Genomic DNA, 14,533 nt, shown 5'->3' on the forward strand with positions numbered 1-14,533 from the left:
GGCGATTGGCGTTTGCAATTTCTGCCGACTGACGTTTATAGTCCGATTTCATAGAGTTACCGGAGCAGACCTTTGGTCTTTTTGCAAGCTGGCACCCCCGCCGAACGGCCGGTGCGTGACAAGAGCAGCAAGACGAAGGCGAGAAAGCCGGGTTTGACACAGCAGAAATGAATCGCATCGTTACCGCATAAGTTTGGCGGCATACCGGCCGCCCAGAATGGGGGACCGCTATGCCTTACTCTCTTCGTAAAGCCCTTGCTCTTTCTTACCTTGTCCTTTTCCCCGCAGTCGTCATTGCCCAGGATGCTCCGCCTGCTCCGCCCGTTACGGTTGCAAAACCGGTCGTTCGCGATGTCGTTGACAGCGACGAGTTCATCGGCCGCTTCGCCGCAGTCGACGAGGTCTCCGTGCGATCGCGCGTCGGCGGCTACCTGCAGGAAGTACATTTCACCGATGGTGCGATGGTCAAGAAAGGCGACTTGCTCTTCGTCATCGATCAGCGCCCCTTTGTCACTGCGTTCAATGAAGCAACCGCTGCGCTTGAAGTCGCGAAATCGACGCTGATTTACGCTGAGGCGCAGTTCAAACGCGCAGAATCACTCGCCACCAGCGGCAGCCAGTCGGTTTCGACGCTCGATGACCGGCGCCGCGAATGGGTTTCCGCTCAGGCCAATGTCCGCGGCGCCCAGGCCACGGCAGATCGGGCCACGCTCGATCTCGAATATACGAAGATTACCGCACCGATCAGCGGCCGCATCGACCGGCGGCTGATCTCGGCCGGCAACCTCGTGCAGGCCGACCAGTCGGTGCTGACGACGATCGTTTCGCTCGATCCGATCGACTTCTATTTCGACGTCGACGAGCGCCGGCTGCTGAACTTCGCGCAGACGGCGCGGTCGCGCGGCAGCGACCTTCAGCAGGGCGGCGGCGGTCTTGAGGTCAAGGTCAGCATCACGGATGCCAACGAGAAGCCGTTCACAGGCAAGCTCGATTTCGCCGAGAACCGGGTCGACAGCCAGACCGGCACGATGCGCGTCCGGGCCCGCTTCGACAATCCGAACTTCGTGCTTCAGCCTGGACTTTTCGGCCGCGTGCAGGTGGAGGCGTCCAACGTTTACAGGGCCATTCTCGTGCCGGACGAGGCAATCGGCTCCGACCAGAACCAGCGGGTCGTCTATGTCGTCGGCAACGATGGCACGGTTTCGACAAAGCCCGTGCGGACCGGCCCGCGGCTTTACGGCTACCGCGTCATCCGCGAAGGCATGGACGGCAACGAAACGATCATCGTCAACGGTTTGATGCGTGCCCGTCCGGGAGCCAAAGTCACGCCGCAGACGACTGAACTGCCGCAGAGCCGCGAGGATATCCCGCCGGAAGCTGCAAGCATGGAGCTTGCCCAATGAGGTTTGCGCACTTCTTCGTGGACCGACCGATATTCGCGTCCGTCCTCTCCATAGTCCTGCTCATTCTCGGCGGTCTCGCCTATTTCCAGTTGCCGGTGGCGCAGTTTCCCGAAATAGCACCGCCCACCATCGTCGTGCGCACCAACTATCCCGGCGCCGACGCACAGACCGTCGCCGACACGGTCGCAACGCCGCTCGAACAGGAAATCAACGGCGTCGAGAACATGCTCTACATGTCCTCCTATTCGACTGACGACGGGTCGATGTCGCTGACAATCACCTTCAAGCTCGGTACCGATCTGGATACGGCGCAGGTTCTCGTCCAAAACCGGGTAGCGATCGCCGAACCGCGTCTGCCTGACGAGGTTCGCCGCAGCGGAGTCACCACCGCCAAGAGTTCACCCGACCTGATGATGGTCGTGCATATCCTGTCTCCGAACAGCCGCTACGATCAGCTTTACGTTTCAAACTACGCGCGCAGCCGCATCCGCGACGTGCTGGTGCGTCTCGACGGCGTCGGAGACCTCACAATCTTCGGCGAGCGCGAATATGCCCTTCGCATCTGGCTCGATCCGCAAAGGCTGGCCGCTTATAGCATGACCCCGAACGATGTTGTGGATGCCTTGCGCGAACAGAACGTGCAGGTTTCGGGTGGCTCGATCGGCGGGCCGCCGGCGGCGGGCACAAACGCGTTCCAATACACCGTGACGACGCAGGGCAGGTTCTCCGATGCACGGCAATTCCGCTACGTCATTGTGAAAGCGACAGAGGACGGCCGCCTCGTACAGTTGCAGGATATTGCCCGCATCGAGCTCGGCGCCAAGCAATACGTGACCAACAGCTACCTCGACGGCAAGCCGGCGGTGGCGCTTGGCATCTTCTCGCGTCCAGGCACAAACGCGCTCGCTACCGCCGACGAAATCAAGGCGAACATGGAACGGCTCGCCAAGGACTTTCCCCCAGGGCTGGCTTACAACATCGTCTACAATCCGACCGAGTTCATTTCCGAGTCGATATCAGAGGTCTACAAGACCATTTTCGAAGCGGCCGTGCTGGTCGCAATTGTGGTGCTCGTCTTTCTGCAATCCTGGCGCACGGCCATCATCCCCATCGTCGCGATCCCGGTGTCTCTGATCGGCACTTTCGCCTTCCTGCTCGCCTTCGGCTTCTCGCTCAACATGCTGACGCTCTTCGGGCTCGTGCTCGCTATCGGCATCGTGGTAGACGATGCGATCGTCGTCGTAGAGAACGTCGAGCGAAATCTGGCCAAGGGCATGACGCCGAGGGAAGCGGCGCATGTTACCATGGACGAGGTCGGAACGGCGGTCATTGCGATCTCTCTGGTACTCATCGCAGTGTTCGTTCCAACAACCTTCATCCCGGGCATTACCGGCCAATTCTACCGGCAGTTTGCGGTGACGATCTCGGTCGCAACGGCAATCTCGGCGGTCAACTCGCTGACATTGTCGCCGGCTATCGCTGCGCTCGTGCTGCGGCCGCACGAAGAACATGGGAAGGAGACGCGAAATCCGTTCACCCGGCTGGGCCGCGGCCTCGCCAACGGCTTCAATCGCGGCTTCGACCGCATGAGCCACGGCTACTCATGGATCGTTCGCCGCACCGTTGCGACAAGGACCGCCCTGTTCTGTGCGTTGCTGGTATTTGCGGGACTGCTGGCATCGACCTACTACATGGGCCGGATCGTCCCGAGTGGCTTCATCCCCAATATGGACCAGGGCTATGCCATCGTCGTCGTCCAATTGCCCGAGGGCGCCTCTCTCAACCGAACCGATGCCGTCGTGCAGCAGGCGGCGGAAGTCATCCGCAACACGCCTGGGGTCTCGCACGCGGTGGCCTTTGCAGGCTTCAGCGGCGCCACCTTCACCAATGCGTCCAATCAAGGCGTTGTCTTCGCACCCTTCGACACCTTCGAACACAGGCTTGAGCAGGGTCTGAGCGCCGGCCGGATCATCGGCGAGCTCTACCAAAACCTGCAGAGCATCCAGGAAGCCTTCATCATTGCCATCCCGCCGCCGTCGGTCAGGGGTATCGGCAATTCCGGCGGCTTCAAGATGCAGTTGATGGACCTTGAAAGCGGCGACATGCGGCGGGTTCTGGACCTTGCCTACCAGATGATGGGTACCGCCAATCAGACGCCCGGGCTGACCGGCGTCTTCACGACCTTCTCCGTATCGACCCCACAATTCTTCCTCAATATCGATCGCGACAAGGCACGCATGCTGAACGTCCCGATCTCGAACATATTCGATACGCTTTCGATCAATCTGGGCACATCCTATGTCAACGACTTCAATGCTTTCGGCAGGGTCTATCAGGTGCGGGCGCAGGCCGACCAGGAATTCCGCCTCGAGCGGGACGACATCCTTGCCCTGAAGGTCCGGTCGGCGACGGGCGCGCTCGTGCCGCTGGGAACCCTTATCGAAGTCCAGGACAGGAGCGGTCCGGCGCTCGTCCAGCATTACAATATGTATGTCTCGGTACCGCTACAGGGCAATCCGGCGCCGGGTGTGTCGACCGGCACCGCCCTCGACAGCATGGAGAAGATCGCGGGTTCGCAACTGCCTTCGGGAACGACCTTCAACTGGACCGAGCTCGCCTTTCAGGAGCGCGGCACCGGCAACACGGCAATCTATATCTTCGCGCTTTCGGTGATCTTCGTCTTTCTGGCGCTGTCGGCGCAATATGAAAGCTGGGTGCTGCCGCTTGCGATCATCCTGATTGTGCCGCTCGCGATCCTTGCCGCGCTTTTGGGCGTGCATCTTCGCGCCATGGACAACAACATCCTGACCCAGATCGGCCTCATCGTGCTGATCGGCCTTGCGGCGAAGAATGCGATCCTGATCGTGGAATTTGCAAGACAGGCCGAAGAGCAAGGCAAGACGCCGATGGAAGCGGCGGTCGAGGCCAGCCATCTGCGCCTGCGCCCGATCCTGATGACGGCATTCGCCTTCATCTTCGGCGTCGTGCCGCTGATGATCGCGACAGGGCCAGGCGCCGAAATGCGCCAGTCGCTCGGTACTGCCGTCTTCTCGGGCATGCTCGGCGTTACGATCTTCGGCCTGTTCCTGACGCCTGTTTTCTATGTCGTGCTGCGCGCACGCCGCCGCAAAGCCGAGCCGCAAGGGCAACCGGTCGAGGAAACAGGTTGATTTTTACGAAGGGCGCCGCGCAAGCTCGCGGCGCTTGAGTGGTTCACCCGACAGGAGCTTGCGCAGCGGCTTTTCGACCATCTCATAGGCCGCAATCCCGAGCAACGTTCCACCACAAATGGCCGCAACGACGGCAAGGCCGCCCGGAATGCTAAGAATTCCCGCGGCCTTGATCGCAACCGATACCGCAAGCGTATGCCACAGGTAGATGGAATAGGACGCATCGCCGAGATAGGTGAGCACCGGCACGCGGCCGATGCTGCCGTCGGCCTCCAGAGAGACCATGCCGAACACCAGGGCCATCGCCAGAGGTGCGCATATGAATTCATCGAACCCGGCACCCGTCAGGTGGATCGCCGCAAAACCGCACAGTGCGGCGCCGACGCAGCCAAGCCCGAGACTGTTGCCGGCGGTCCAGCGCCGCAACCACAATTCGGCAATGAAGACGCCGCCGAGGAACTCCAGAATGATCGGCCGCGTATAGGTGGCGAGCATCGGCGAAGACGGCTTCCACATCAGGCCGATCACGACGAAGAAGCCGAAGGCAGCTGAGAGGAAAGCCAGCCGCCACTGGCGCGGCAGGAACAGGGCGCCGGCAAAAAGAACGTAGAAGAACATCTCGAAATTGAGCGTCCAGCCCTGGACGAGGATCGGCCAAATCTCGCCGGTACTCGGCGAGCGCTCCGGAACAAAGAAGAACGAGGAAAGCACGTGGCCTGCGTCGAGCTGCAGGTTCGGAAACAGTCCTGCCATCGCCCCGGCGATCATGATGAGCGTCACCAGCCAGTATGAGGGCGCGATACGGCGGATGCGCTCGACAAGGAAGCGATGCGGCATTACCGGCTTGCGGTCGCTGATCACCCACATGATGAAGCCGCTGATGACGAAGAAGACGTCGACGCCTGCAGCGCCGATGCTAAAGTGCCCGCCACTTCTTTCTGCGGCATGGAAAACGACGACGGCCAGTGCCGCAAAGGCACGCAAATACTGGATCCCGTACAGGGTCTTCATGCATATCCCTCGTCACGCCCGCTTTCAGCGGCGTACATGCAAAAATCAGGAACGAACGGGCCTGGCAGATTGATAACGCTGCAGGCCGGCCATCGCCGCGCGCTGGCGCGCGCCGACAAGCTTTCCTGCGGAAAAATAAAGAAGAAAGGTACCGACATTATAGGGCGTTAGAACGTCGATCTCCACGAAAGAACGGATCAGAAGCAGAACGACAATGCCGAAAAGGACATAGGATTCATCATTGTGGACATCCTCGATCAGCCGGCGCAGATGCCCCCACAGGGTCGCGATGATCGTGACAGCAAGGATGAGCACGCCGATCAGGCCGAGTTCCACGGCCGTCTCGATGTAGGTATTGTGAAAATGGAAACCGGCTCGCGAGGCGATGAAGAATTCCTTCCACAGCCGCTCGGGCTCTGCGAAACCCTGAACCCAATAGGCCTGATAGCCGATGCCGAAGGCCGGGTTCTGCGCCGCAGCCGCAATGCCCTGTTGCCAGAGATAGGTGCGGCCCGTCAGCGTCGAATCCTTGCCGAAGATGCCCAGGATCGCGTCGACAGCGCCTAGATAGACGCCCGCGACCACCAGAATGACAGCTGCGACGCCGCCGCCGACCACCAGCAGCTTGCGCTGTTGCGGCGACAGCATGAGCACGACGCGAAACCCGATCAGCAGGGCAACGATCGCCGCCGTCGTGATGACCGAGGTGGCGGATTGCGAGGCAAGCAGGCAATAGGCAGCCATAAGCCCGACCATGCCCGACGCCATCATCCAGAAACGGCGCTCGCCGTAAATGAAGACGGCCGCAAAGGCGAAGATGATGCCGAGCGAGGCATAAACGCCGAGCTGGTTCTTCGATGCGAAGGCGCCGACGAAGCTGTAGGTCCCGTCCAGCACGTCATATTCGTAGTAGCCGAAGAGGATTGAATAAAGCAGCACGACCGCCGCGCCTGCCACGACCCCCAGCGTCAGCGTCCGCACATCAAGCACGCGCACGGCAATCAGCGCGCAGGCCACCTGCGTCAGATACTGGATGCTCGCCCTCATCGACACGCTCGGCACGTTGGACCAGAAGACGGAGAGGAAGGCGAAACCGGCGAAGGCGAACAGCCAGATGTACCGGCTGTAGCTGCCGAGCACCTTGCGATAATCGACGGCGACCAGCGGCAGCCACAATGCATAGTAAAACAGGACCGCCACCTGCCCGAAGCGGATCGAGTAAGCGAAGCAGAAGAGAGAAAGGGCAACCGCCGGAATGGCGTAGAGCTCGTTCTCACCAGGCTTTATCAGCACCGACTTGGCGATCCGCATGCGGGTCTCCGCTATCTCATCGCAACCCCGGCGGTGACCCTGATCAGGTCGCCCGGCTGCAATGTGGTGTTTTCCTGGACCGGAATTTCCTTCGACTGGCCGTCAACCTCCCGCACGATGGAATAGCTGATGCTAGCGGCATTTTGGGGGTCGAAACGAGCCGCGTCGTTCGATTGCGCCAGTGCTTCCGACATCAGCGCATCGCTGGTGGCAATCTTCAGGTTGAGCGTATCCAGTTCGGATTCGGTGTCCTGCAGTTCCTGCGACAGCTTGGCGTCCCAGTCGTTGCGCAGGGTGATCTCGTCCTGGTTGGCCTGGCTGATGTCCTGCTTGGCCTTCAAGATGTTGGTATCGATATCGAGAAGGGTGGCCTCGGTATCGGCTGCGCGCTGTTCGGCCGCCATCTTTCGGGCGCTGAGGGCAAGGCCCTTTTCGGCCAGGTTCTCGACCTTGTCGCGGTCCTCTTTGGCAAGCTCGAGCTGGCGCGTCTGTGTCTCCGTCTTCTTGCCCAGAGACACGATTTCGGCCTGCAACAGCGCTTTCAGGTCATCGAGCGCCTGAAGCTGCAGCGTGAGCCGTTTCTTGCGCGTGTTCATCAATGACGTTTCGCTGGCAAGCAGGGCCTTTGCTTCGGGCAGATCCTTGAGCTCCTGCGGCATTTCGATCGTGTCGCTCTTGGAGGTTTCGGCCTGCAGCCGCGCCTTGCGGGCAATGAGGCGGTTGCGCTCCGTCGTATAGACGACGGCGTCGCCCTTGGCATTTATGAAATCGCGGGCAAAACGCTGGCCGGCATCGGCCCGCCTCAGGCCACCAGCGATGCTGACGGCCTTCACGACTGTCAGATTGGGTGCGAAGGGATATTCGCCCGGGTTTTCTACATCGCCGGTGAGAAAGATCGGCCGGAACTGGGCAAGTTCGACGGATGCCGAGGGCCGGTCCTTGAGGCCGAACTGCTTCTGCAGCGCGACGCCGATTTCCTGCGCGATTGCATCCGTCGTCTTTCCGGAGGCCGGGAGATCGCCTACGAACGGCAGTGAGAGACTGCCCGAGGGGCCGATCGTGTAATCGCCGCTCACCACTGACCAGTCGCGGATCGAGCCTTCCGCCGTTTGCCATTCGGCAACGCGGATGCGCAGCTTGTCCATGATGCCGAGTTGGTAGTCGGCAGCCCGGGCAAAACCGGAGGACCCGATCAATATGCTAAGCCCCGCAACGAAAGCGAGGCCGTGCATAAAGGAACTTCCAAGCAGGTTGCGGCGCAACAGGACGTCTCTCATTCAGTCTTCCTCATAGATCGGCACGGCAAGCCAGAAGCAGTACCGTACGTTACTTGGCATATATGGAAGCGGCTTGTCAGTAGCTGCCACGCTGCATGCAGACGGCGGGAATCGTCTGTGCAATGATCTTCACATCGCGGATGAGCGACCAGTTTTCGACGTAGTGGGTGTCGAAAGCCACGCGGGCAGCGTAAGACACGTCATTGCGCCCGCTGATCTGCCAAAGGCCGGTAAGACCAGGACGCGCCTGCAGATAGTAGACGGCCGAAGACTCATAGAGTTCCAGTTCATCAAGAACGACGGGCCTGGGCCCGACAACGCTCATTTCGCCGCGAAGGATGTTGATGAGCTGTGGCAGTTCATCGAGGCTGAGCTTGCGAAGCACGCTTCCGACCGCGGTGACCCTGGGATCGTCTTGCAGTTTTCGCGTTTCACGCCACTCCTCCATCGCTTTCGGATTGTTGCGCAGATGCTCCTGCAGGACCTTGTCGCCGTTGACGACCATGGTCCGGAACTTCAGGCAACGGAACTCCTGGCCGTTGTGACCAATACGGCGATGCCCATAGAAAGCCGGCCCCTTGTCGGAGAGCTTTACGAGCAGCATCACCATCAGAAAAATCGGGCTCAGGAAAAGAAGCCCGAGCGAGGCAGCCGTGATATCGAATGCCCGCTTCATGATCCCGCCAGTCGGCGGAAACACATTTGCATGAACCACGCCAAAAAATGGCGTACTGTCCGATCTCGACGCAGACTTCATAGAGTTAACTCCACTTATGTTTGCCGTTTGGTCGGTAAGCCCAGGCCGCTAAGCTAGCGCTGACGAATGAGGAGTGTATGGGCGGATTTTGTTTTTTTAAGCCACAATTTCATGGCGATTGTGTAACGGCCCGTTTCGGGCGTGTCTTTATCACATTTCTTTTTTTAAGGGTTCTCTAAATTTCACATCCAAAGCATGCAATGTTTTTGTTTAGACTCTGTGCGGCGCACTAAAGGTCTTGGTGTTTGCTTCGCGTCGCAAAAAGATTGAAGAATAAATCTTTCTACGCCTTTCGGGTGACATTTGACTAAGCCATGCGGGCACTACCACGAGTAGGTCAACTATATTGTCTTATCGGGTAATTTATTGCATCGCACCATCCATTTTGCGGCGCACACTCAAATCGGTTTAGATGAAAACTTTGTAATAAAAGTTGAACGCATTTGGCTCTCATGCGTTCATTCGGTAGGCAAATGTGACGCTAATGACTGCGTGCAATGTCACATTTTTCACAACCTGGAGTAAAAAGGACACATTTGCTCCCGAATCCTTGTCACGGCATTCCTTAACGGGGCGTCGTCGATTTTACCCAAAGCCGGAAGGAAACCTTAAACCGAATACTGTAGATAACGAGAGGACGGATGAAAAAGAATGCTCTGGTTCGGTTGAAACAAAGGGCCTTCTAAAATATACAAAATAAAGGGTCCTTAGGGAGGAAGCCTGATTCAATGACTGTTCATTGAACGAGCCTCCCCAAGGGAGGCACGGTTATGTATGCACCTCGCGTTTTCGTAAGCATGATCGGCGCTTTAGCCGTTTTTGCGGTTGCGATCTATTGGCTGAACGGCTCACTGACAACGACACTGATAGACACGGTGATCTGCGCCGTTCTCCTTCAGTTGGGCTATTTCGGCGGCGTCCTGTTCCTCGTTTGGAAGGAAGCCAAGGCGCGCAATTCCCAAGGCACCACGGCGATATCCCATACGCCGGCCCGAAGCGACGAAAAGGAGCAGATTCCTGTCTCGCCCTTCAATGGTTCGGAACCTTTCAACCGCTGAAATCAAAGCTTCAAGGCCGCAATCGATAGCCGCCGGCCGATCCCGTAGTATCTTTTGAAGGTTTTTGCATTGCCGCAGAAGCGGCGACGTCCTAACTGTTGCGCGAGACAACGGAGGGTACGACGTGGTTGAAATGGCTAAGGCAAGCGTTTGCGTGATCATCGCCGCCAAGAACGCCGCCGATACGATCGGAATGGCTGTCGCTTCGGCTTTGCGGGAAAAACAGGTGGCTGAAGTCGTCGTCATCGACGACGGATCCGCCGATGGAACCGCAAGCGCCGCCCGGGCTGTTGATGACGGCAGCAGTCGCCTGAATGTCGTTTCCTTCGAAAAGAACAGAGGGCCATCGGCGGCCCGCAATCACGCGATCGAAATCTCCACCGCCCCTCTGATCAGCATCCTCGATGCCGACGACTTCTTCTTCGAAGGCCGGTTCGACCGGATGCTTGCCAACGACGACTGGGATTTCGTCGCCGACAATATTGCCTTCGTCGAGGCCGAGACCGTGACGCGTGCGCCCCAGCAGCTCGATCATTTCCTGGACCGTCCGGTGTTTCTCGACCTTGTGGCCTTCGTAGACGGCAATATTTCGAAGCGCGGCGTCCGGCGCGGCGAAATCGGCTTCCTGAAGCCCGTGATGCGGCGCGCGTTTCTTGATGCTCACAGGCTGCGCTATCGCGAGGAGATGCGTCTAGGGGAGGACTACGACCTCTACGTCAGGGCCCTGGCCAACGGCGCGCGCTACAAGGTGATCCACAGCTGCGGCTACGGTGCCGTCGTGCGTGGCAACTCGTTGAGCGGCAGCCACCGGACGGAGGATCTTCGCAAGCTTTACGAAGCCGACCGGGCGATCCTGGCAAACTGCAGCCTGACGCCGCAAGCCGCCGCCGCCGTGCGTCGCCACGAGAGCCACGCTCGCGGCAAGTACGAACTTCGCCATTTCCTCGATATCAAGAAGAAATCGGGCGCAGGTGCAGCCTTGCGCTACGCCCTCACCCATCCTTTCGCCGTCCCGGCAATTGCCGGCGGCATCTTCATGGACAAGACGGAGCGTTTCCGCAGCCCCGGCGGCGTCGAGATCGCCACGCAAGGCGCCGGCGGCCTCAGATATCTGCTGCCGTCGTCGGCCGAATAGGAATCGCTACTTCGAAAGTTTGCCGCCGGCGATCTGCAGAGCACTTGCCAACAGAGCCGGATCACGCCACGCCCAGCGGGCCAGCATCTGGAAGTCCGGCAGGCGCCGCCGGCGCACCAGCCGCGCCTGGCTCCACAGCGCCTGCTTGCGCGCCCGGTTCTTGTAGGCCTTGATGGTCTCGATCTCCTGCGGACGCATCGAAAAACGGCTTTCAAGCCGATCCAGCGCCATCCAGGTGATGAACTGCTGCTTGAGAAACTGCGGTGAATCATTGTCGACGCCGTGGAAGATGTTGATGCCCTCTCCGCGCAAGGCGCCCGCCTGCGCGCAAAGAAGCACGCGTCGCGCCGCAAGCATGCAGTCGCAAAAGAAAAGCACGTCCTCCGCCGCCAGCCGCAGCGCAGCGTCGAAGCGAACCTTCTCGATGAGCGGCCGGCCGATGACCATGCACGACATGTGGAGGAAAGCCCAGTTCTTCAGCATCACGCTGGCAATGTCGGGGATCTCGAGCAGCAGCGGATGCTCGCCAAGGCGCACGGCCTTCTCGCTGGCCTCCAGGTCGGCGATGCTGAAATGATAGTCGAACTCCTCGCCGCCATGGATTGACGCCCAATAGCAATCGGCATCGAACGTCTGCAGCGCGTCATGGGCATTTTGCAGGTGTTCGGGCGTCCACAAGTCGTCTGAATCGAGGAAGGCTGCAAAGCGCGTTGCCGCCGGAACGTTGTCGAGGCCTGTATTCCGTGCCCCGCCTGGTCCGGCATTTGACTGTTTCACGACCGCAATGCGCGATCGCTGGTTTTCGGCAAGCGGCTTCAGTTCGTCGTCGGCGGGATAAGGCGACTGGTCATCGACGACGATCACATCGAAGTCCTGAAAGCTCTGGGCAAAGACCGATGCCAGCGCACGGCGCAGAATGCCGTCCTCGCGCTGATAAAACGGGATGATGATCGTGAAGGTCGCCATTCTTTCTCCTGAAGCGTCCGGTGCATGGGCACATAGGGCCGCCACTGCACCCGAGCAAGTTGCTGCACTGCGAAATGATCTAGGTCATTCCGGCCGAAATTTGTCAAAGGCCAAGAGCGCACTCTCAGCCATGTGCCGAATATACTCATCCGGCGGAGGACTGCCACATTCCAGCCACATTTAGGCAGCCGGCATCGCGTGAAACCGGATCGATCCCCTCACCAAAAGACAAAACTTTCCAGTCGCGGCGGCTTTCATCGCCCCCCAATTTGAATTTATGATGACATTCCGATATACATTGGCCCATCGGCGTTTCAGTTCCTTCTCTTAAAGCCAATCGCGATAAGAGCCGTCGCTGAGCCGTTCGATTCAACCGTCCCGGAACGGGATCGCCGATGATTTTTGCTGCAGTGCCATATTTTCTTCCGTAAAAACGCTCTAGCTTTTGGTCTGCGGGCTCGAGTCTGCTCTCGTTGAAACGGTCGCAAGGGGGTGCGACCCAATAGGGGTGACTGATAACGTGAACGTTGACGCCAACGTATCCTCGCGGATCAACCTGATGCGCATCGTGCTCATTTCGGGCATCGTGTTCGTCCATATACCGTTTGACCCTGCCAATACGCCGTTCAACGGAACCTACGGTGTCTTCGACTGGCTGCGGGTCTTCCTGAGCGAAGCGCTCTTCCGCGTGGGGGTTCCCTGCCTCAGCGCCATTTCCGGCTACCTGCTGTTTCGCGGCGGGACGGAGGACTTCAACTATGTGAAGACGGTGCGCACGAAAGCGCAGACCGTTTTCCTGCCGTTCCTCATCTGGAACACGGCATTCTTCATCGCCGCGCTTGCGATGCTGAGCGTCGGCATCGGTGACGGCTATGTGGTCAGCCCGTGGACCGCATCGATGCGTGGCCTTCTCAGTCAGCTCTTTGCGGTCGAGGAATTTCCCACCAACATCCCGCTGTACTTCCTGCGCGACCTCTTCGTCTGCATCCTGCTTTCGCCGCTGCTGGCCTGGCTCATCCGGCGGATCCCCCTGCTGACATTGTCGACCTTGTTACTGCTTGCGCTCATTCCGGAAATGTCGCTCCATATCGTGATCAAGCGCTCGATCCTCTTCAGCTTCGCATTTGGTATCTATGCGAGCATGTACAAGATCGATATCAAGGCGCTCGACCGCTTTGCACCATTGGGCGTGGCGCTGCTGCTTGCCGCTTCAGGGCTGCTTGCAACCGCGATCTACATGACCGGCCCGTCGATGCCGGACTGGGTGGAGCTGTGCCGCAACGCGCTGGCAATCGGCGGGGCCGCCGGATTCTGGATGCTCTCGGCGCTTTTGATCAAGACATCTGTCGGCCAGCGTCTTTCAAAGACCGGAAGCTTGAGCTTCTGGATCTTCTGCGCCCATTATCCACTGCTTGTCCTGTTCTTCATGGTTTGGGGAAAGACAGGCATCGGCTTTTATCCGCTCTTCTTCTGCGGCTCGCTTCTGGTGCTCTTTCCAGTGCTTGTGCTTTCCAACAGCTTTGTCCGCAGTAACGCGCCGCGCCTTTATGCCGTGCTGACGGGCGGGCGGACTAAAAAGGGCTCTCGATCCCCTTCCCGCCGGGATGTCCCGGCAGAATTCGTTCCACAGCAAAGGTGAGACATGACGGCCAAAATCGCCCATGCGCGACTCGTTTGCCAGAGTTTGACGATCGGCGCCACTATCCTCGGAGCCCTTTCCGCCCACGCCCAGCAGGCAACGGGCAAATCCTTCGTGGATGATTTCGACAAGATCGACCGAAGCGTCTGGTTCGTTTCCGACGGCTGGAACAACGGCGCCCACCAGAACTGCACATGGTCGAAAAACCAGGTGAAGGCTGAGGGCGGCATGCTGCAGCTGACCTTCGCGGAGGGTAAATCCAAGGACCGCAATTATCTCTGCGGCGAGATCCAGACGAAAAAACGCTTCAGCTACGGCACCTATGAAGCGCGCATCAAATCTGCCACCGGCAAGGGCCTGAACTCTGCCTTCTTCACCTATATCGGCCCTGCCGATAAGCAGCAGCATGACGAAATCGACTTCGAGGTGCTCGGCAAGGACACCTCGAGTGTCCAGGTAAACCAGTACATCAAGGCCAAGGGCGGTAACGAAAAGCTCGTGCCGGTCGGCCAGGCCGCCGATCAGGGCTTCAATGACTATGCATTCGTCTGGGAGCCCGAGAGGCTTCGCTATTACCTGAACGGCAAGCTTGTCCAGGACGTCACCGATCCGTCGAAGATTCCCCAGAACGCGCAGAAGATCTTCTTCAGCCTTTGGGGAACGGACAAACTTGCGGACTGGATGGGCAAATTCGTCTACACCCAACCCACGACGATGGAAATCGATCGGGTAGCCTACACGGCCCCGGGTGACAAATGCCAGTTCCAGGGTTCGATCGCCTGCACACTCAATTAAGCTTGTTGAAA

11 protein-coding genes are annotated in these 14,533 nt (G+C 59.0%); 6 read left to right on the top strand and 5 right to left on the bottom strand.

The features are described from left to right. The first annotated feature begins 230 nt into the window (after positions 1 to 230). Positions 231 to 1,403, top strand: a complete 1,173-nt coding sequence (locus tag EV130_RS25000) for an efflux RND transporter periplasmic adaptor subunit (protein ID WP_132553788.1) — start codon at positions 231 to 233, stop codon at positions 1,401 to 1,403. Continuing rightward, positions 1,400 to 4,573, top strand: a complete 3,174-nt coding sequence (locus EV130_RS25005; protein WP_074062107.1) for an efflux RND transporter permease subunit — start codon at positions 1,400 to 1,402, stop codon at positions 4,571 to 4,573. The genes EV130_RS25000 and EV130_RS25005 overlap by 4 nt, the downstream gene beginning before the upstream one ends. A gap of 3 nt (positions 4,574 to 4,576) precedes the next feature. Here EV130_RS25005 and EV130_RS25010 read toward each other — a convergent pair whose 3' ends face one another. The 4 genes from EV130_RS25010 to EV130_RS25025 form a co-directional block, all read right to left on the bottom strand. Continuing rightward, complete coding sequence (locus EV130_RS25010) at positions 4,577 to 5,584, bottom strand: acyltransferase family protein (RefSeq protein ID WP_132661895.1); 1,008 nt, start codon at positions 5,582 to 5,584, stop codon at positions 4,577 to 4,579. A 45-nt stretch (positions 5,585 to 5,629) separates the two neighbouring features. Beyond that, positions 5,630 to 6,895: an O-antigen ligase family protein gene (locus EV130_RS25015; RefSeq protein WP_132661897.1), complete on the bottom strand. Its 1,266-nt coding sequence runs from the start codon at positions 6,893 to 6,895 to the stop codon at positions 5,630 to 5,632. 11 nt (positions 6,896 to 6,906) lie between these two features. Then, positions 6,907 to 8,172 (bottom strand): polysaccharide biosynthesis/export family protein, encoded by a 1,266-nt coding sequence (locus tag EV130_RS25020; RefSeq protein ID WP_132661899.1) that lies wholly within the window; start codon positions 8,170 to 8,172, stop codon positions 6,907 to 6,909. 76 nt (positions 8,173 to 8,248) lie between these two features. Next, on the bottom strand, positions 8,249 to 8,929 hold the full coding sequence (locus EV130_RS25025) for a sugar transferase (protein WP_074062111.1): 681 nt from the start codon (positions 8,927 to 8,929) through the stop codon (positions 8,249 to 8,251). Positions 8,930 to 9,699: 770 nt separating this feature from the next. On the opposite strand from EV130_RS25025, the gene EV130_RS25030 reads away from it, so the two are divergent. Both EV130_RS25030 and EV130_RS25035 read left to right on the top strand, forming a co-directional pair. Further along, complete coding sequence (locus tag EV130_RS25030; RefSeq protein WP_074062112.1) at positions 9,700 to 9,987, top strand: exopolysaccharide production repressor protein; 288 nt, start codon at positions 9,700 to 9,702, stop codon at positions 9,985 to 9,987. Between the two features lie 133 nt (positions 9,988 to 10,120). Further along, the gene (locus tag EV130_RS25035) at positions 10,121 to 11,122 is read left to right on the top strand and encodes a glycosyltransferase family 2 protein (protein ID WP_074062113.1); all 1,002 of its coding nucleotides are present in this window, start codon (positions 10,121 to 10,123) and stop codon (positions 11,120 to 11,122) included. Between the two features lie 6 nt (positions 11,123 to 11,128). Here the strand turns inward: EV130_RS25035 and EV130_RS25040 are convergent, their stop codons facing one another. Continuing rightward, positions 11,129 to 12,088: a glycosyltransferase family 2 protein gene (locus tag EV130_RS25040; protein ID WP_132661901.1), complete on the bottom strand. Its 960-nt coding sequence runs from the start codon at positions 12,086 to 12,088 to the stop codon at positions 11,129 to 11,131. Between the two features lie 520 nt (positions 12,089 to 12,608). Between EV130_RS25040 and EV130_RS25045 the strand changes: the two genes are divergently transcribed. Together EV130_RS25045 and exoK are read left to right on the top strand one after the other, a co-directional pair. After that, positions 12,609 to 13,727, top strand: coding sequence for an acyltransferase family protein (locus tag EV130_RS25045; protein ID WP_132661903.1), 1,119 nt, complete (start codon positions 12,609 to 12,611; stop codon positions 13,725 to 13,727). Positions 13,728 to 13,730: 3 nt separating this feature from the next. Continuing rightward, positions 13,731 to 14,522, top strand: a complete 792-nt coding sequence (gene exoK / locus EV130_RS25050; RefSeq protein WP_074062115.1) for an endo-1,3-1,4-beta-glycanase ExoK — start codon at positions 13,731 to 13,733, stop codon at positions 14,520 to 14,522. Positions 14,523 to 14,533 lie beyond the last annotated feature (11 nt).

This window comes from Rhizobium azibense (assembly GCF_004342325.1).
Classification (GTDB): Bacteria; Pseudomonadota; Alphaproteobacteria; order Rhizobiales; family Rhizobiaceae; genus Rhizobium; species Rhizobium etli_B.